The 19,714-nt window shown below is 42.6% G+C and carries 21 protein-coding genes; all 21 read left to right on the top strand.

Annotated elements, in window-relative coordinates; translation table 11 throughout:
- Nucleotides 1-84: 84 nt before the first annotated feature.
- The 21 genes from IH598_05500 (at nt 85) to IH598_05400 (ending at nt 19,472) form a co-directional block, all read left to right on the top strand.
- Nucleotides 85-999: a Gfo/Idh/MocA family oxidoreductase gene (locus IH598_05500; GenBank protein MBE0637954.1), complete on the top strand. Its 915-nt coding sequence runs from the start codon at nt 85-87 to the stop codon at nt 997-999.
- Nucleotides 1,000-1,049: 50 nt separating this feature from the next.
- Nucleotides 1,050-1,580: a UpxY family transcription antiterminator gene (locus IH598_05495; protein MBE0637953.1), complete on the top strand. Its 531-nt coding sequence runs from the start codon at nt 1,050-1,052 to the stop codon at nt 1,578-1,580.
- An 11-nt stretch (nt 1,581-1,591) separates the two neighbouring features.
- Nucleotides 1,592-3,412 carry an SLC13 family permease gene (locus tag IH598_05490; protein ID MBE0637952.1) on the top strand — a complete coding sequence of 607 codons (1,821 nt, stop codon included), beginning with the start codon at nt 1,592-1,594 and terminating at the stop codon, nt 3,410-3,412.
- A gap of 60 nt (nt 3,413-3,472) precedes the next feature.
- Complete coding sequence (cysC, locus tag IH598_05485; protein ID MBE0637951.1) at nt 3,473-4,078, top strand: adenylyl-sulfate kinase; 606 nt, start codon at nt 3,473-3,475, stop codon at nt 4,076-4,078.
- Nucleotides 4,075-4,983: a sulfate adenylyltransferase subunit CysD gene (gene cysD / locus IH598_05480; GenBank protein ID MBE0637950.1), complete on the top strand. Its 909-nt coding sequence runs from the start codon at nt 4,075-4,077 to the stop codon at nt 4,981-4,983. Before cysC ends, cysD begins: the two co-directional genes overlap by 4 nt.
- An 88-nt stretch (nt 4,984-5,071) precedes the next feature.
- Complete coding sequence (locus tag IH598_05475; GenBank protein ID MBE0637949.1) at nt 5,072-5,440, top strand: four helix bundle protein; 369 nt, start codon at nt 5,072-5,074, stop codon at nt 5,438-5,440.
- 713 nt (nt 5,441-6,153) lie between these two features.
- Entirely contained in the window at nt 6,154-8,058 is a 1,905-nt protein-coding gene (cysN, locus tag IH598_05470; GenBank protein ID MBE0637948.1) for a sulfate adenylyltransferase subunit CysN, read from the top strand.
- A 243-nt stretch (nt 8,059-8,301) separates the two neighbouring features.
- Nucleotides 8,302-8,835: an ArsR family transcriptional regulator gene (locus tag IH598_05465; GenBank protein ID MBE0637947.1), complete on the top strand. Its 534-nt coding sequence runs from the start codon at nt 8,302-8,304 to the stop codon at nt 8,833-8,835.
- Nucleotides 8,836-9,325: 490 nt separating this feature from the next.
- Nucleotides 9,326-9,652, top strand: a complete 327-nt coding sequence (locus IH598_05460; GenBank protein ID MBE0637946.1) for a hypothetical protein — start codon at nt 9,326-9,328, stop codon at nt 9,650-9,652.
- Nucleotides 9,606-10,283, top strand: a complete 678-nt coding sequence (locus IH598_05455) for a nucleotidyl transferase AbiEii/AbiGii toxin family protein (GenBank protein MBE0637945.1) — start codon at nt 9,606-9,608, stop codon at nt 10,281-10,283. The genes IH598_05460 and IH598_05455 overlap by 47 nt, the downstream gene beginning before the upstream one ends.
- Nucleotides 10,284-10,528: 245 nt before the next feature.
- A complete protein-coding gene (locus IH598_05450) occupies nt 10,529-10,687 on the top strand; it encodes a four helix bundle protein (protein ID MBE0637944.1) in 159 nt (52 codons plus the stop codon).
- Between the two features lie 23 nt (nt 10,688-10,710).
- Nucleotides 10,711-10,974, top strand: coding sequence for a GIY-YIG nuclease family protein (locus IH598_05445; protein MBE0637943.1), 264 nt, complete (start codon nt 10,711-10,713; stop codon nt 10,972-10,974).
- A gap of 90 nt (nt 10,975-11,064) precedes the next feature.
- Nucleotides 11,065-11,262: a four helix bundle protein gene (locus IH598_05440; GenBank protein ID MBE0637942.1), complete on the top strand. Its 198-nt coding sequence runs from the start codon at nt 11,065-11,067 to the stop codon at nt 11,260-11,262.
- 120 nt (nt 11,263-11,382) lie between these two features.
- Nucleotides 11,383-12,735 (top strand): putative DNA binding domain-containing protein, encoded by a 1,353-nt coding sequence (locus IH598_05435; protein ID MBE0637941.1) that lies wholly within the window; start codon nt 11,383-11,385, stop codon nt 12,733-12,735.
- Nucleotides 12,736-13,157: 422 nt separating this feature from the next.
- Nucleotides 13,158-13,532: a GxxExxY protein gene (locus IH598_05430; protein MBE0637940.1), complete on the top strand. Its 375-nt coding sequence runs from the start codon at nt 13,158-13,160 to the stop codon at nt 13,530-13,532.
- A gap of 261 nt (nt 13,533-13,793) precedes the next feature.
- A complete protein-coding gene (locus tag IH598_05425) occupies nt 13,794-14,384 on the top strand; it encodes a putative DNA binding domain-containing protein (protein ID MBE0637939.1) in 591 nt (196 codons plus the stop codon).
- Between the two features lie 27 nt (nt 14,385-14,411).
- On the top strand, nt 14,412-15,095 hold the full coding sequence (locus IH598_05420; GenBank protein MBE0637938.1) for a winged helix-turn-helix transcriptional regulator: 684 nt from the start codon (nt 14,412-14,414) through the stop codon (nt 15,093-15,095).
- Between the two features lie 231 nt (nt 15,096-15,326).
- Entirely contained in the window at nt 15,327-16,367 is a 1,041-nt protein-coding gene (locus tag IH598_05415) for a polysaccharide biosynthesis protein (GenBank protein ID MBE0637937.1), read from the top strand.
- Between the two features lie 56 nt (nt 16,368-16,423).
- Nucleotides 16,424-17,560 carry an NAD-dependent epimerase/dehydratase family protein gene (locus IH598_05410; protein MBE0637936.1) on the top strand — a complete coding sequence of 379 codons (1,137 nt, stop codon included), beginning with the start codon at nt 16,424-16,426 and terminating at the stop codon, nt 17,558-17,560.
- A gap of 214 nt (nt 17,561-17,774) precedes the next feature.
- On the top strand, nt 17,775-18,122 hold the full coding sequence (locus IH598_05405) for a four helix bundle protein (protein ID MBE0637935.1): 348 nt from the start codon (nt 17,775-17,777) through the stop codon (nt 18,120-18,122).
- A 96-nt stretch (nt 18,123-18,218) separates the two neighbouring features.
- Nucleotides 18,219-19,472, top strand: a complete 1,254-nt coding sequence (locus IH598_05400) for a UDP-N-acetyl glucosamine 2-epimerase (GenBank protein MBE0637934.1) — start codon at nt 18,219-18,221, stop codon at nt 19,470-19,472.
- Nucleotides 19,473-19,714 lie beyond the last annotated feature (242 nt).

Raw genomic sequence — 19,714 nt, 5'->3', positions numbered from 1 at the left:
AAACGCCAAACATCAAACGCCAAACGTCAAACAATTAACAAAAAACACCGAACACTAAACTCTAAACACTGAACACAAAACCAAATGGATAAAAAATACAATTTCGCACTTATTGGTGCTGCCGGATACATCGCCCCGCGTCATCTGAAAGCCATCCGCGACACCGGGAACAACCTGGTTGCGGCGCTCGATCCGTTCGACAGCGTCGGAATCCTCGACAGTTACTTTCCTGAGTGTAATTTCTTTACCGAACCGGAGCGTTTCGACAGGCACCTGGATAAATTGAGGAGGAAAAATACCGGCGAGCAGGTGCATTATGTGAGTATTTGTTCACCAAACTACCTTCACGATGCCCACATCCGTCTTGCGCTGCGCAATGAAGCTCACGCCATTTGTGAAAAGCCGATCGTACTGAATCCATGGAATGTGGACGCTTTACAGGAAATTGAAAAAGAGAGCGGAAAAAAAATCTACACCGTCCTCCAACTCCGTTATCACCCTTCGATCGTGGCGCTTAAAAAAAGGGTGGAAGAAGGACCAATAGATAAAATCTATGACATTGATCTGACATATTTAACCTCACGGGGACGCTGGTATCACATCTCCTGGAAAGGGGACATGCAGAAATCAGGGGGGGTGGCCACTAACATCGGTGTCCATTTCTTCGACATGCTCACATGGATTTTCGGAAGCATTAAAGATTTGCAGGTCACCCTTTCACAACCTGATAAAGCCAGCGGCTACCTCGAGTTGGAGCGGGCAAAGGTAAGATGGCAGCTCAGTCTTGATATGGCTGATATTCCTGCCGAAGTGCTGCTGCGTGGTCAGCGAACCTACCGCTCGGTTAAAATCGAAGGGGAAGAGATCGAATTCAGCGATGGGTTCAATGATCTGCACACGGTCACTTATCAAAAAATCCTGAGTGGCGAAGGTTACGGATTGGAAGAAGCAAGACACGGTATTGAGATCGTACACAAAATCCGTAACTTCACTAAATAGTTCCTCACTGCCATCGTTAGATCAGTGATCTTTAAAAACCTGAATCAGGAATGGAAAATCAGCTCGATGAAATCAAAATAGTTAAACCCGAATACCAGTGGTATGTGATTTACACAGCTCCACGCTCGGAAAAGAAGGTTTATGACCGCTTGCTGGATGAGCTGATTGAGAGTTACATGCCAACCTATGTTACCGAACGTCAGTGGAGCGACAGGCGAAAAATGGTTGAAGTACCTTTGTTTAATTCTTATATTTTTGTCAGGTTAAAAGAAACAGAGTTATCATCGGTGCTCAGGGTTGCCGGTGTGGTGAGGTTCGTGTATTACCTCAAACAACCAGCTATCGTGCGCCAGCGGGAGATTGACAACATCAGGGAGTTTTTACGTCAAACACAAGGCTACCGGATCAAGGTTCAAAAAGGAGATAAAGTGCAGGTTTCTTCCGGAATGCTTAATGGGGTGAGCGGGGAGGTAATCAGGGTGAATAAGAATAAGGTGATGATCCGGATCGAACAGATCGGGTTATCGGTTGTGGCTACAGTACCAAGAAGCCAGTTACAGAAACCTTTGCTGCAGGTATAACAGTTAACATTATGCTCAATTACGACAGTATCATAGTTCTTGTAGTTATCCTGTTCATCATCATTTCACTGTATGCTGATTTGATTGGACCGGCGTTTACCTTCATCATAGGCATACTGGTGCTGGGTATCCTGGGTGTATTAACGCCCAATGAAATTTTAAGCGGTTTCGCCAACGAGCAGATCATGGTCATCATCCTCCTGCTGCTCATAGGGCAGATGATCCGAAATACAGGGGTACTGGAAGGTTTCCTCAACAGGGTGTTCCGGGGAAGCACAACCTATAAGAACTTTCTTGGCCGGGTATATATCAGTATCTCACTACTCTCCTCGATGCTGAATAACACACCACTCGTTGCAGTGATGATGCCCTATGTCAGTGCCTGGTCCAAGCGCAACAATGTCAGCCCGTCAAAACTGCTGATTCCCCTCTCCTATGCCGCTATCATCGGCGGCAGTGCCACATTGATAGGGACATCGACCAACCTTATTGTGAATGGACTTATCCAGGCACAAACGGTAATTCCGGATTTCAAACCCTTTCACCTGTTTGATTTTGCTTACATTGGTGTTCCGATGATCTTTATCGGATTCTTTTACATGTATTTCTTTGCTCAACGGCTGTTGCCCGACCGTCAGGATGTTTACAAGGATTTTGTGCAGAATACACGGAGTTATCTTGTTCAGACCCGCATCCGTTCTAATTCTTCCCTTGCCGGAATGACGGTGAAGGATGCCAGCCTGAGAAACCTCAAAGGGCTCTTCCTGGCTGAAATTATCCGCGGACAAGATCAGATACGCCCTGTCAGTCCTCACGAAATATTGCACTCCGACGACATCCTCGTCTTTGCAGGTGAAACAAATACGATCACCGACCTGGTCAATTCCAATACCGGGCTCGAACTGTCCGAAATTGGCATGTACAGCCGGAAGTCATACACCGAAGCCATCGAAATTGTGATCTCCTACAACGCATCAATTGTAGGACAAACTGTAAAAGAATCCATGTTTCGGAGCAAATTTGATGCTGCAGTAATTGCTGTGCACCGCAACGGGGAGCGCCTTTCGGGAAAGATAGGGGACGTAAGGCTGAAACCGGGTGATGTTTTACTGGTCATCACCGGAAGGGATTTCAACAACCTGAGCAAAAATACCCAGGACTTTTATTTGATATCGCGCATCAAAGACTTTCGAAAACCAAAGTTCTATGAACCCTACCTGGTGATTGGCGGGTTGATCCTTGCCATTTTCCTGGCAGGTTTCAAAATTGTTCCCTTGTTCACTTCACTGGCCATCCTGGTCACCGTAGCACTGCTGCTTAAACTGATGAACCCAAAAGATCTGGTGAAAAGTGTTGATTTTAACCTGGCCATCATCCTTGCCATGTCCCTCGCCTTAGGTTTGGCGATGATCAAATCGGGAGTAGCCGAACACATCGGGAGCGCGTTCATTAACCTGCTGCTGCCACTGGGTTCATTGACCTTCTTATTCGGCCTTTTTATAGTAGCCGCAGTCCTTACCTCTTTCATCACCAACGCAGCCGTGGTTGCCGTGCTCTTCCCCATCGTTTTGAGCATCGCGGCCAAACTTGGAGTCAACCCGTTCCCGCTGGTTATGGTCATGACTTTTGGTGCTGCAACGAGTTTTATGACCCCGGTTGGCTATCAAACCAACCTGATGGTTTATGGTCCCGGAGGGTACACTTTCAGGGATTTTCTGAAGATTGGCCTCCCGCTTACCGTCATTTATATGTTCGTTGCGGTCCTGATCATGTATTTTATGTTTTTCTTTCAATTCTCAGGACTACCGGCCATTTACCCCGGATTTAAATAATTTGTTACTCATTCAATAAACAATACATACATCATTCATCAGCATAAAGTCAGCTCTTAAATGGAACAACACAACATTTACCCCGTTTTCGATCAGATCCTCACCCGCGAGGATAAAGAAAGGCTGTTGCGACAGCGATCAAAAGTAATCTGGTTCACCGGGCTTTCAGGTTCAGGAAAAACTACTTTAGGCCGCGAACTGGAGCTCAGGTTGAACAGAAACGGGTATCTTACCCAGGTGCTCGACGGCGACAACATTCGAAGCGGCATCAACAACAACCTGAGTTTCACCAACGAAGACCGCAAAGAAAACATCCGGCGTATTGCCGAAGTCACCAAGTTATTAATCAATAGCGGAGTAATCACTATTAACGCATTTATCAGCCCTACGGATGAAATCAGGCAAATGGCCATGGATATCATCGGAAGTGACAATTTTATCGAAGTCTATGTCAGCACACCTTTTGAAGTGTGCGAGCAGCGTGACACAAAAGGATTATATAAAAAAGCCCGTGAAGGTACAATCACTAACTTTACCGGCCTTGATTCACCTTTCGAACCTCCGAAAAATGCCGATGTGGAAGTAGATACTTCAATATTAAGCATCAGTTCGTGTATCGACAAAATTTTAAACATCGTTTTACCAAAAATAACTTATTGGGTATGAATGGATACAATCTGACCAACCTGCAGGAACTCGAAGCCGAAGCCATACACGTCATCCGCGAGGTGGCAGCCGAATTTGAAAACCCGGTAATGCTTTACTCCATCGGGAAAGACTCCTCCGTGATGGTGCGTCTCGCCGAAAAAGCTTTCTACCCCGGAAAAGTGCCCTTCCCCCTGATGCACATCGATTCCAAATGGAAATTCAGGGAAATGGTGGAGTTTCGCGACAACTATGCGAAAGAAAAAGGCTGGGACCTCATCGTACATTACAACAAAGAAGGATTCGAGAGCGGCGTTGGCCCTTTCACGCATGGCAGCAAGGTACATACCGACATCATGAAAACACAGGCACTGCTCGAAGGATTAACCAGATATGGTTTCGATGCTGCTTTTGGCGGCGCCCGGCGCGACGAAGAAAAGTCAAGGGCAAAAGAACGCATCTTTTCCTTCCGCGACCGCTTTCACCAGTGGGACCCGAAAAACCAGCGCCCCGAGCTCTGGAACATCTACAATGCCCGCGTACACAAAGGGGAATCAATCAGGGTCTTTCCGCTTTCCAACTGGACCGAACTCGATATCTGGCAGTATATCCGGCTCGAAAACATCCCGATAGTGCCTCTCTACTTCGCCAAAGAACGTCCCATTGTCGAATATAACGGCGCCATGATCCTTGTTGACGACGATCGTATGCCTCCGGAACTGGCCGAAACAACCGTGATGAAAAAAGTAAGATTCCGCACACTCGGCTGCTACCCCCTCACAGGCGCCATCGAATCCGAAGCCGACACCATCGAAAAAATCGTGGAAGAGATGATGACCGCCACCAAATCTGAACGCACTACCCGTGTCATTGATTTCGACCAGGACGGCAGCATGGAGCAGAAGAAGAGGGAAGGGTATTTTTAAGAACACAAAGTACAAAACACAAAAAGCAAATAATTTCCAAATGACAAATACTTAAAATTCAAAACTTTAGAAACAGTAATGAAAATCTATGGAAAGTACTGAAAGTAAAAAACCGGTTTACGATCTTGAAGAACGTACATTTCAATTTGCAAAAGCCGTGAGGTTAATGATTAAAACATTGCCTAAGACAATAGCAAACATTGAGGATATCAAACAGTTGGTGAAATCATCCGGATCAGCAGGTGCTAATTATATCGAAGCCAATGAATCGCTGAGCAAGAAAGATTTTCTTGTTAGGGTTAAAATCAGCAGAAAAGAAATTAAAGAATCATCTTATTGGTTGAGGCTCATTGATGAAACCAATCAATTGGAAAATGATCAGGAAGTTAAAAGATTGTTGAGAGAGGCCGTTGAGTTGAAAAAAATCTTCTCCGCTATTATTGAAAAATCAAAATAAAGCGATATCAGTCTCACTTAGTCATTTATCCGTTTCGATCATTGAATTTTTGACTTTCGGATTTGTTTGTTTTTTGTTTTTTGAATTTTGTTAATTAATGCATAAAAGAAGCTTTCTTTAACTCATTTATCCGTTTCGATCATTGAATTTTTGACTTTCAGATTTGTTTGTTTTTTGTTTTTTGAATTTTGCCAATTAATACATTAAAGAAGCTTTCTTTAACTCATTTATCCGTTTCGATCATTGAATTTTTGACTTTCGGATTTGTTTGTTTTTTGTTTTTTGAATTTTGCCAATTAATACATTAAAGAAGCCTTCTTTAACTCGTTTATCCGTTTCGATCATTGAATTTTTGACTTTCAGATTTGTTTGTTCTTTGTTTTTTGAATTTTGCCAATTAATACATTAAAGAAGCTTTCTTTAACTCATTTATCCGTTTCGATCATTGAATTTTTGACTTTCGGATTTGTTTGTTTTTTGTTTTTTGAATTTTATCAATTAATGCATTAAAGAAGCTTTCTTTAACTCATTTATCCGTTTCGATCATTGAATTTTTAACTTTCGGATTTGTTTGTTATTTGTTTTTTGAATTTTGTCAATTAATGCATTAAAGAAGCTTTCTTTAACTCATTTATCCGTTTCGATCATTGAATTTTTAACTTTCGGATTTGTTTGTTTTTTGTTTTTTGAATTTTGTTATTTAAACTAAACCTATGGATATTAAATCTTTCCTCGACCAGGACCAAAACAAAGACCTCCTCCGCCTACTCACAGCAGGATCGGTGGATGATGGCAAGTCAACACTTATCGGAAGGTTGCTCTTCGATAGCAAGAAGCTGTACGAAGACCATTTACAGGCCCTCGAACGCGACAGCAAGCGTGTCGGACACGCCGGCGATGGCATTGATTACGCCCTTTTGCTCGACGGGCTGAAAGCCGAACGTGAACAGGGGATCACCATCGACGTGGCTTACCGCTACTTTTCGACCAACAAGCGGAAATTCATTATCGCCGACACACCCGGTCATGAACAATACACGCGTAACATGGTCACCGGTGCATCCACAGCCAACCTCGCCATTATTCTTATTGACGCCCGTAAAGGGGTCATCACCCAAACAAAACGGCATACTTTTATTGTGTCACTCCTCGGTATTAAGCATGTGGTGCTGGCCGTGAACAAGATGGACCTGATGGGTTACAGCGAAGAGGTATTTGACCGCATCTGCAGCGATTACAAGAAATTCATCACAGGGCTTGACATTCCGGATGTGAATTTCATCCCACTTTCAGCCCTCAAAGGAGATAATGTCGTCGGGATCAGCGATAAAATGCCATGGTATCACGGTCAGAGTCTGCTTGAATTTCTCGAAGATGTGCATGTAAGCAGCGACCACAATTTCAGCGATTTCCGTTTCCCGGTGCAATATGTGTTAAGGCCTTCACTCGATTTCAGAGGGTTCTCTGCAAGAATCGCCTCCGGAATCGTACGTAAGGGTGATGTTATTAAAGTGTTACCTTCGGGACAGCAAAGTAAAGTTGCTTCGATCATCACCAGTTACGGAGAAAAAGACCTGGCCTTTCCACCACAATCTGTTACAATTACACTCGAGGATGAGATTGATATCTCGAGGGGAGATATGCTTGTACATCCGGATAACCTGCCAAAAATCGACCGTCATTTCGAAGCCATGCTGGTGTGGATGGACGAAAAGCCAATGAAGCCGGAGACACAATATTACATTAAGATCAACACCAACACAACAAAAGCCAGGATTGACAATATCCGATACAGGATTGACGTGAACACGCTCGAAAAATCATCCATCGAGCGGTTTTCACTGAACGACATCGGGCGCGTTGTAATGACCACCAATAAGCCTGTGTTTTTCGACCGTTACCAGCGCAATCACAGTACCGGAGCTTTTGTCCTGATCGATCCGATGACCAATAATACAAGTGCCGTTGGGATGATCATTGATGAGTTGGCAAAAGGAGACCTCGCAACCGGAATCACTGAATTGGATCGTAAAAAAATTGAACGCGGAGAATGTCTGATATCACTGGAGGACAGGGAAAAGTTTTACGATCAGAAGGGAGTTACTGTCTGGATCACAGGACTGCATGGTTCCGGCAAAAATGTTCTTGCTTATCACCTCGAGAAACGGCTTTTCGACGATGGTGCTACGGTTGTCCTTCTCGACGGAAGCACAGTCAGGTCAGGGCTTTCACGCGAACTTGACCACTCCGACACCGACCGCACCGAACACCTGCGCCGTGTAGCACATGTAGCACGGATACTCAACGATCAGGGAATTATCGTCATCTGTTCTTTCATTTCACCTGACGAACAAATACGCAACCAGATTGCCGGCATCATCGGAGAAGAGCGTTTCCATCTCATCTACATGAATGCTGACCTCCAATACAGCCGTAAATTCCGCCCCGACCTCTATGAAAAAGCAGATGCCGGTCTGATCTTCAACATCCCCGGATACGACGCCAAATACGAAATCCCTGCATCACCCCTTTTCATATTCACACCCTATGACCAGGAGGCCAACTGCGACACAATATTGAATTTCCTGAGAGAAAAGAAGATTTTCCCTCTGAAGTAAAAAAAATTGTATTGCAAAGATGGTGTAAGGTTCTCCGGGAAAGATCCTGACGTTGTTTTCTGCTCATTGCGCCTGAGCTGTCATCAATCGAAAATAATATTTTTTCAGTACGTAATATTTATGTTAACCTGCAATGACAACCCGACAACCATGACAACCATCCAGCTCCCAACCTAAAATATTTTCATGTTTTCTTTGTTTTTTTAAAAAATGAGTACTTTTGGTGCTCAATATCTAACTATTTTGCTTCAAACACTGATTACATCGAAAACACGTTTGCGGCTGCTGCTCAAGTTTTTCTTAAACAGCAACACCACTTCCTGGCTTCGCGACATGGAGTCAGAATTTGGTGAATCAACCAATGCCATCCGCTCCGAACTAATGCGGCTCGAAGATGCCGGGATGCTGACATCCATGGTTTCGGGCAACAAAAAGATGTACCGTGCCAACACCAATCACCCGCTTTTTGGCGACATACACCAACTGTTGCTCAAGCACACCGGAATTGACCAGGTGATCGAGCGGATTGTGAACAAGATCGGTGGGATGACCGAGACCTATCTCATCGGGGCTTTTGCCAAAGGCATCGACAGCCCGGTGATAGACATCCTGATGGTGGGCAATGGAATTGACCGCGTGTACCTGCTTCACCTGATCGAAAAAGCCGAGCTGTTCATCCAGCGTAAGATTCGCTATGTGATCGTAAGTCCTGAAGAAAAAGAAGGATATATGACAGAATGTCCCGAAGCTTTTTTGCTCTGGGAAAAAATTCAATAAAAAGCGGCTAAACACGCTTCAAAGCCTTTACTGTAAAGGCGCCTCGTTAGTTTACCCTCTGTGACTGACGGGGCTGTGCTGTGCCGGAAGGCAACATTTCATTGATTTTCAGGCTGATACAACAGAAAATCGCTGCCAAAATGACACCAGGAAACACCACTAATTGAAGTTAAAGTTAATGAGAAGTGGATGAATCCCCGGTTAGTCTTCCCAAACCATACCGATGTCATGAATTTCAATAAACTGAAGTAGAATAACAAATTGATTTATAATCAGTTAACATAAAAGTAAGGCGTTTTTTCTCAACCGGAATCATGATAGGTCAAACGCCCAACGCCAAACGTCAAACGCCAAACGTCAAACGTCCAACGCCAAACGTCCAACGACCAACGTCCAACGCCAAACGTCCAACTCAAAACTGAAACCCTGAAAAAGCAAAACCCGGACTTTCCAATTTGTACATCTCTTTTAAACTGTTAAACATCCATCAATGCAACCAGTAAACCCCTCCTACTCCCTTTCCGGAAATGAAAAAATAAAAGCAATGCTTTGGGATTTGCCTGCCGAAAAAAGAGATATTGTTGCACGCGAAATTATTGATAACCCATTCGTTACATTCAAAAATAACGAGCAACTTTTTCTAAAAGCAATGAACAGTTTGTCATGGTATGACTTAATTAATCTATTAGGAAAGCAAAACCTCAATGATTTGATTACCGAAACCACAATTAATAAACTCTTTCCACCACAGCGAAGAAAATATTATCTCGATGCAAAAAGATTACTTTCAAAATACGCTTTATCCACTCCAGGATAAGGTATTATCCGTCATTTCAGGTTTACCTGTTGATTTTTATCTTACAGGGGGAACGGTGTTAAGCAGGGTTTATCTGCATCATCGCTATTCTGACGATCTCGATTTTTTTGTTAACGATTCCAAAGAGTTTAAAATTCAAATGAATCATATCCTGGAAGGATTCAAAAATGCAGCATTGAATTTTTCAGTGATAACCCTTGACGAAGGTTTTGCACGATTACAGGTTAATGAAGGCATTGCCACTTTAAAACTTGATTTTGTAAATGATGTTACCTTCCGATGTGGAAGTTTAGTTTCGACCGATCTGTTTCTTAGAACCGATAATATCGAAAACATTTTATCAAATAAAATTTCAGCGCTTGGAAGATCTGCTGCAAAAGACCTCATCGACATCATTTATATATGTGGTATTCATGCGTTTTATTGGGAGAAAATCATGGCTGATGCACAACAAAAAGATATTTGGGCCAACGAGGTCGAATTAGCGCGGATGATGGAGCAATTCCCAATAAGTAAAATTGATGAAATCAGCTGGATAGGCTCACCTCCTGCCAGCGCATGGATTTCAGAGAGATTAGCAATCATTATTGGAGATATTATCACAGGTAAGACGAATTCATTAAAAGAATAATTTTGATTGGCCAAAGATCCCGACCAAAAGACTCAGAAGTACTCCGCCTAAAAGGAGATAAGACCCTGGTACACGAATTAACGGGTTGGACACCTGGATACACCTTTCATCATAGATGAAAAGAAACCATCGGTTGGTTCACCAAACCCGGAAACCTAAAGAATTACAAATCAGATTTATATAATGTTTGACGTTGGGCGTTAGATGTTTTGGCTCAGAAGGATTGAATTAACAGAGAAAGTGGAATGAAGATCAAAAAATTTGAGGAGTTGGAAATTTGGCAGGAAACAAGGGCATTGTCCAAAATGGTTTATGAAATTACGAGTATTGAACCATTTTCAAAAGATTACAAATTTAGAGATCAGATAAGAGATGCAGCAGGCTCAGTGATGGACAACACTTGACCTGTAAAATAAATTCAAATCTTATGGAAAGTTTTTATTTCACATACATTCTCGAAAGCGAAAAAGATGGTAACAAGTATACTGGCTATACAAAAGATTTGAATTTACGATTTGAGCAGCATGTTAAAGGATTAGTAGAATCAACAAAAGATAGAAGACCACTTAAACTTATTTACTTTGAAGCATGCCTATCGCAGGCAGACGCTTTAAAAAGAGAGAAATATTTCAAAACTCATTATGGAAAAATGTTTCTAAAAAACCGTCTCAAATCGTATTTTACAGGTTAGACCGAGGGTTTTGGCAGAGGGGGTAATCGGGAATTCACCCTGTAAAATAAAATCAGAGATTTTAATGCGAAGCATTATTTCACAGGGTGAATCAATTTTCTTTCCATTGCAAAAGGCTCAAATGACGAGGTAAGATCACAATCTTACAGAGTTTTCGATTTCAATTACATAAACCATGATAAACTGAATGAGCTACTCGAGCAAACCGATAAAATTTCAAAGAAAATCAGCAACTTCATACAATACCTCAAAAAATCAAACCTAAAAGGACCAAGATTCAGCGATTAACGCCAAACGTCCAACGCCAAACGCCCAACGTCCAACTCAAAACTGAAACCCTGAAAAAGCAAAACCCGGCCTTTACAAATTGTATATCTCCTCTAAACCTCTCAACCCTTTCAGCCAAATATGCCTGACTTTAACCTACATAACATAGAAAAAATCGCCGAACTGGGTGAAGGGCAATTCATCGAATTCAAAGAGTCGTTCGATAAAAGTCTCCAAAAAGAAATTGTTGCTTTTGCCAATGCTTCCGGAGGCGCTATTTACTTGGGCATTACTGACAAAGGAATGCTCAAAGGGCTTGATATTTCGAACAGGTTAAAATCACAAATACAAGACATTGCTTACAATTGCGATCCGTCAATAATCATTAACCTGATTGAAAAAGATCAAATCCTGGTAGTCGAAGTTCCCGAAGGCAAAAACAAACCCTATTCTTGCTCAAGTGGCTTCTTCATGCGCATGGGCGCCAATTCCCAGAAAATGACAAGGAATGAGATTTTATCCCTTGCTATCAAATCAGGAAAAGTAAGATTCGACGAACAAATCTGTCCCAATTTTGACTGGAAAGACTTTGATGATGAAAAATTTACATACTACCTGAAACTGGCCGGAATTTCATTCAACCTGCCGAAAGAAGAAATTTTGCAAAACCTGCGGGTGCTGACTAATGATGGCATGACCAATGCCGGTGTACTCTATTTTGCAAAACAACCATACAAATATGTGATCAGCTCTAAAATCAGATGCATACATTTTAATGATGATGAACGGATTGATATACTTGATAAAAAAGAGGTAGACAGAGGCATCATTGGAAACATAGAGTTTGCGATAAACTATCTTAGAGAGCTGATACCTGTTCGATATGAAATTAAGGACATCAAACGAAAAGAGTTCCCTGAATATCCAGTTGAGGCTTACAGGGAAGCAATTGTCAATGCTATTATCCATTTTGACTACTTTTTAGGCGACACTATTGCCATCGAGAAATTAAAAAGTAAAATTATCATCAATAACAAAGGCGAACTTCTTTTCCCAGAATCAGATTTTGGAAAACGAAGCGAGGCCAGAAACCGACTACTCGTTGATTTATTAGCAAGAACCGATTTTATGGAGAAAGCAGGAACTGGTGTTAAACGAGTTAAAGATGCCTGTGCCGATAATGGAAACAAAGTTGACTTTCGCTTTACAGATGCCTTTTGGATAACCATGCATTCAAATGAAAATGCCAGCAATAAGGTCCCCGATAAGGTCCCCGATAAGGTCCCCGATAATCTGACAGAAAACCAACAAAAGATCTTGAAACTTGTTGCACAAAACAAAACCGTTTCAATGTCGGAAATGGCTGAGAATATTGGTATATCAAAACGAAAAGTGTTAGACAATATCAACAAGCTGAAAAAAAACGGTATTCTCAAACGCATCGGCCCCGCTAAAGGCGGCCACTGGCAAGTAATTGACAGGCAAAAGGAATAACACGCATCCCGCGGATTCCCCGCCCTCGCCGGATGCAACAAAACCATCGCCCAACGCCCAACGCCAAACGTCCAATGCCCAGCGCCAAACGCCAAACACCAAACACCGAACCCTGAACACCAAACACAAAACCTGAAAATAACAAACCCCGAACTTTACAATTTGTAAGGGGATATGTTGTCCACAAATTCACACAAATTAAACACAAATTGGCACAAGTTAAGCCTTGAAAATCAGGATGAAAGAGTTTCCTTTTAAAAATGAAAGTTATCCTTTGACTTCATTAATTTGAGATAATTCGTGTCCTCCATTTGCAAAAATTTGTGGAAAATCCTTACAGTTAGTTCCGTAGGGGATATTTTGGTCCACAAATTCGCACGAATTAAACACAAATTTGCGCAAATTAAGCCTTGAAAATCGCGATGGAAGAATTTCCTTTTAAATACGAGTGTTATCAAATAATCGGGAGTTGCATGGAGGTACATAAATCTCTTGGTCCTGGATTTCTTGAAGCTGTATATCAGGAAGCGCTTACAAATGAATTTGAAGAGGCGGGGATACCCTTTGTTAAAGAAAAAATACTTGATGTTTGGTATAAAGGAAAGATGCTTCAAAAAAAATATGTTGCAGATTTTCTTTGCTTTAACGAAGTTATTGTTGAACTTAAAGCTATGGATGGATTAAATCCTGAGCACATCGCACAGGTATTGAATTACCTGAAGGCCTGTAATAAAAAAATCGGTTTGCTAATCAATTTTGGGAACCGAAGTCTTCAGTATAAGCGTGTTATTCTTTGACTTCAATAATTTGAGATAATTCGTGTCCCCCATTTGTGAAAATTTGTGGAAAATCCTTTGAATTAGTTCCGTCAAAACAATGAACGAACCATCTGGAATGAGTGAAGTAGCACAATGTAATACAGATTAAATTACACTACAACTCTCTGAATAAACACATGAAGCCTGATAAAATAAAAAAACCGCAATAATCAGTAAAAAGTGAAGGAATCTCAAAAAACAGAATTTAAGCTCATCTAGAAGGATGAGTACTTAAAGCATATTTGTGCATTTGCCAATTCACAGGGTGGTAGTTTATTTGTTGGTGTTAAGGACGATGCAAGCGTTGCTGGTATAAATGATAGTAAAAGGTTGCTAGAGGAAATCCCCAATAAAACCCTTCATTCACTTGGAGTTTATGTCGATTTGGTTTTGCATAAGAATGACGAACTTGAATACCTTGAAATAAAAGTGCAGTCAAACACTGTGCCCATCTCCCTAAAAGGAGTCTATTATGTAAGAAGTGGCAGTACCACACAGGAACTTAAAGGTGCAGCACTACAGGAATTCATCCTGAAAAAAATGGGGCGCACATTTGATGATTTATCAGTACCAGGTACCAGTACTGTTGATATTGACATAAAACCAATCAGGAAATTTCTTCGAAAAGCCATCACAGCCAACCGCCTGGCAACCGAATCAGATACTGATAATCTGCAAAATATTCTTTCAAACCTAAGGCTAATTAACGATAATGGGGAGCTTAAAAATGCTGCAATACTTCTTTTCGGCAAAGACCCTCTCCGTTTTTTCAATTCGGTAAGTTTCAGAATTGGACGTTTTGGTGCTAATGATCATGATCTTAGGTTTTAGGATGTTATCGAAGGCAATATTTTTGAAATGCCTGACAAAGTCATCGAAACCCTCCGTGCAAAATACCTGATTTCACCTATCAGATACGAAGGTCTTCAACGGATCGAAGAACTGGAATATCCGGAAGAAGCTTTAAGGGAGGCCATTCTTAACGCAATCATCCACAAAGATTACACTGGTGTCCACATACAGTTAAGCGTCTATGATGAAAAAATCGTCTTATGGAATCCCGGAAGGTTGCCGGATGAAATACCCATTGATAAACTTTTTCAGAAGCATCCATCCATACCCAGAAACAGGTATATAGCTGACATTTTTTTTAAAGCAGGCTATATTGAAGCATGGGGAAGGGGCATTGATAAAATCAAACAAGGTTTTCTTAATGCAGGAAAACCCAATCCGCTTTTCGAAGAGTTAGGGAATGGCTTGATGGTTACCTTGTATAAATCCACTCCCGCATCAGCAACCAATATGGTCGTAGAAAAGGTCGTAGAAAAGGTCGTAGAAAACCTCTCCGAAAACCAAAAGCAAATCATTGAATTAGTTAGGAGAGATATGTATATTACTGCTTTCGTGATTGCCAAAGAAATTGGTATTTCACACCGTAAGGTGCAGGAAAATATGGCTAAGCTGAAAGAAATGGGCATTCTCAAACGCATCGGCCCCGCTAAAGGCGGCCACTGGCAAATAATTGACAAGCAAAAAGAATAAGACATCTCCCATGGTTTCCCCGCCCTCGCCGGATGCAACGAAACCATCGCCCAACAACCAACAACCAACAACAAATTGAGCGAAGCGAAATCCCGAGAGCCCTGACTGCGGCAAGCAGGAAGGAAAGCGATTCGGGACACTGAACACCAAACACAAAACCTGAAAAAATACAAACCCGCACTCTACAATCTGTAAATCTTCTTTAAACTTTTCAACCTTAAACAATTCTCAATGTCAAACCACACCACCCTTCTCATCACCGGCGGAACCGGCTCCTTCGGGAATGCTGTTTTAAGAAGATTTCTTGCTGACGACACTTTCAGCGAGATCAGAATACTCAGCCGCGACGAAAAAAAGCAGGACGACATGCGGCAGTTTTACCACAACAACAAAATTAAATACTACATCGGAGATACCCGCGACAGACGCTCGGTTGACACAGCCATGGCTGGGGTAGACTATGTCTTTCAGGCTGCTGCACTCAAGCAGGTACCATCCTGTGAGTTCTTCCCCATGGAGGCCGTCAGGACAAACGTGATGGGAGCAGAAAACGTCCTTGACAGCGCAATACAGCATCAGGTAAAAAATGTGGTGGTACTCAGCACTGATAAGGCTGTTTACCCCATCAATGCAATGGGAATGAGCAAGGCGTTAAGCGAAAAACTCATGGTGGCCAAAAGCCGTGGGTTAAATGGAACCGGGACAATTTTTTCCGGAACGAGATATGGAAATGTTATGGCATCCAGAGGCTCGGTAATACCGCTTTTCATCGAACAAATAAAAGCTGGAAGGCCGGTAACCATTACCGATCCTGAGATGACCCGCTTTATGATGACCCTCGATGATGCAGTGGAGCTCGTGTGGTTTGCCTTCAACAATGCAGCTAATGGAGATATGTTTGTACAAAAAGCACCTGCCGCAACCGTTGAAGTGCTGGCGCTTGCATTAAAGGATCTTTACAATGCAGGCAACCCGATCAATATTATCGGTACCCGCCACGGCGAAAAACTATTTGAAACCCTGGTCAACAGGGAAGAAATGGCTAAAGCTGTTGACATGGGACAATATTACCGCATCCCTGCCGACAACCGCGACCTCAACTATGGAAAATATTTTACCGAAGGCGAGGCCAGGGTCTCGGAAGTGCAGGACTACACATCCCATAACACCGAAAGGATTGATGTGGAAGCAATGAAAGAACTCCTCATGAAGCTCCCCATCATCCGAAAAGACATCCTCGGCCAGGACATCACCCACATCTACGAACCCTAAACCCTTTAACCTCAACCTCAACCTTTACCCTTCAACCTCCTCAACCTTTTCATCAGATGCTAAAAGTAGGAATTACCGGCCAGGCAGGTTTTATAGGAACACATTTGTTTAACACGTTAGGGTTATTTCCCGATAAATTCCAACGCATTCCTTTCCGTGACGAGTATTTCAAGGAAGCATCATGGCTACGGGAATTCGTTAAACAATGCGACACCATCGTCCACCTCGCCGCAATGAACCGGCACAACAACCCCGAAGTCATCTACAACACCAACATTGGACTCGTTAGACAACTCCTTGCTGCCTGCGAAGAAACAAAATCAACACCCCACATCCTCTTCTCCTCCTCAACCCAGGAAGACCGCGACAACCTGTACGGAAAATCCAAGAAAGAGGGGCGTGAGCTATTCGAACAATGGGTGCTAAACAACAACGCTCCATTTACCGGATTTGTCATACCTAATGTTTTTGGCCCTTTCGGACATCCATATTATAACTCTGTGGTGGCTACCTTCTGCCACCAACTCACACACAATGAAACCCCAAAAATTGATGTGGACGGCGAAATCAAACTGATCTTTGTCGGAGAACTTGTCAGTGAAATCATAGATCACATCGAAATGATGAGTGAGGAGGAAGATACTGCCATTGCCGATACCGTATTTGTAGATCACAGCGCCACCATCAAAGTATCCTCCCTGCTCTCAAAACTTGAACAATACAAAACCAACTACTTCAAAAACGGAATGATCCCGGACCTCAACAATTCCTTCGACCGAAACCTATGGAACACTTTCCTTTGCTATCTCGATCACAGCAACTTCTTCCCATTCCACCTGAAGCTCAACACTGACAGCAGGGGTAGTTTTGTCGAAACGATGAAACTGAACAGCGGCGGACAGGTCTCCTTCTCCACCACTAAGCCCGGAATCACCCGCGGCAACCATTTCCACACACGCAAAGCAGAACGCTTTGCCGTCATCAAAGGAAAAGCCCGGATTGAACTCCGGAGGATCGGAACAGATAAAGTGATCACCTTCAACCTCGACGGAAGCCAGCCCTCATTTGTGGACATGCCCGTCTGGTACACCCACAATATCACCAACATCGGAGAAGAGGAACTCTATACCATCTTCTGGATTAATGAACACTTCAACCCTGACGATCCCGACACTTATTTTGAAAAGGTTTAAGAGCCGGGGAAAAAGAGCCAGGGCAAAAGTTTTAAGAGCCAAGTAAAAAGAGCCAAGTAAAAAGAGCCAAGTAGAAAGAGCCAAGTAGAAAGAGCCAAATTAAAAGAGCCAAGTAAAAAGAGTCGTGGTAAAAGAGTCAGGGTAAAAGTGGGAAGAACAAAGCAGAAGAAGGAAGAAACAGGTGATAAGGGTAAAGAGAAAAATTCTTATTTCTATGAAAGAGAATGATTTACTGGATAGGACTTTTAACTTTGGTGTGCGATGCTTAAAGCATTTGAAAACCTATCCCAATACTTCCGAATATTCAATCATTAAATATCAACTGGGTAAATCTTCAACCTCAGTCGGTGCTAATTATGAAGAATCCCAGGCTGGTTCTTCAAAAGCAGATTTTAAAAATAAAGTCAGGATAGCACTGAAAGAAGCTCGTGAATCCAATTATTGGCTAAGAGTTTTAAATGCACTTGAAGATAATCCAGGTGATGAGTTGGATTTTCTGGTAAAAGAAAGTATAGAAATTAAAAATATTTTAGCCAGTATTATCAATAAATTAAACCAATAATCAGTCAAGTCAAAGGAATTTTCCCCTTTTTCCTTTTTACTATTGCCTTTTCACTTTTGCCTTTTTCCTTTTTCCTTGGCTCTTATTTAACAATACATGAAAAAACTCAAAGTCTTAACAGTTGTAGGCACCCGCCCCGAGATCATAAGATTAAGCAGGGTAATGGCGAAACTCGATGAATCAGAAGCGATAGATCACATCACCGTCCACACCGGCCAGAACTACGATTACGAGCTCAACGAAATCTTCTATGAAGATCTGGGAATCCGTAAACCGGACTATTTCCTCAATGCCGCCGGCGCCAACGCTGCAGAAACCATCGGACAGGTCATCATCAACATTGACTCCATCCTCGAAAAAGAAAAACCCGATGCCTTCCTGGTTCTTGGCGACACCAACTCATGTCTCTGCGCCATACCCGCCAAGAAGCGCCACATCCCCATCTTCCACATGGAAGCCGGAAACCGTTGCTTCGACCAACGCGTACCTGAAGAGACCAACCGGAAAATTGTTGACCATATATCAGATATCAACCTCACTTACAGCGACATCGCACGCGAATACCTCCTCCGTGAAGGCCTGCCCCCCGACCGCATCATCAAAACTGGCAGTCCAATGTTTGAGGTGCTGAACCACTATTTGCCAAAAATCCAGTCCTCAGATGTCCTCTCACGCCTGGGGCTTGAAAAAGAAAAATACTTCGTCGTCTCAGCACACCGCGAAGAAAACATCAACAGCCAAAAGAATTTCAATGGGTTGATCGATGCATTGAACCAAATTGCTGAGAAGTACAATTATCCAATCATCGTCAGCACACACCCCCGAACCCGCAAAAAACTCGAACAACTTACACATGACATCCAAAGTCATGCCCCTGCGAGCGAAGCGAAGCAACCTGACCCTGCGAGCGAAGCGAAGCAGCCTGACCCACTCAACCTCTCAACTTCTAAACTTTTAAACCCCTTAACTCCTCAACCCCTCAACTCTCTCATCCGCTTCCACAAACCCCTCGGATTTTCCGACTACAATGCTTTACAAATTAATGCTTTTGCAGTACTTTCGGATAGTGGAACAATCAACGAAGAATCCTCCATCCTCAACTTCCGCGCGCTCAACATCCGCGAAGCCCACGAACGCCCCGAAGCTATGGAAGAAGCCAGCGTAATGATGGTAGGGTTGAATCCCGAGAGAATACTGCAGGGATTATTTCAACTTCAATACCAAAAAACAGGTGATGAAAGAAACTTCCGGCCGGTCGGGGATTACAGTATGCCAAATGTAAGCAACAAAGTTGTAAGAATCATCCTCAGTTACACCGATTACATCAAACGAACCGTCTGGCGTGAATAAGAAGTACCATACCCTAACCTCAACCCTTCAACCTATATATTTTGAACACGGATGGCACAGATGCAACGGATAACCACAGATTAAATACCCCACACAACGAACTGTCCTATCATGAAATAGGTTGACGCAAAGTTATGTTAATAATTAAATTGTCAACATCATGAAAGAGCAAAAAAAGATCAGGCATTTCAGTGAAGCTTTCAAAATCGAAAAGGTAAAGATGTTAGAAGAGGGGCAGTTTA

It is taken from the genome of Bacteroidales bacterium, assembly GCA_014860585.1.
Classification (GTDB): domain Bacteria; phylum Bacteroidota; class Bacteroidia; order Bacteroidales; family 4484-276; genus RZYY01.
The sequence above is the reverse complement of the archived record's forward strand: the minus strand, read 5'-3'. Positions and strand labels throughout refer to the sequence as shown.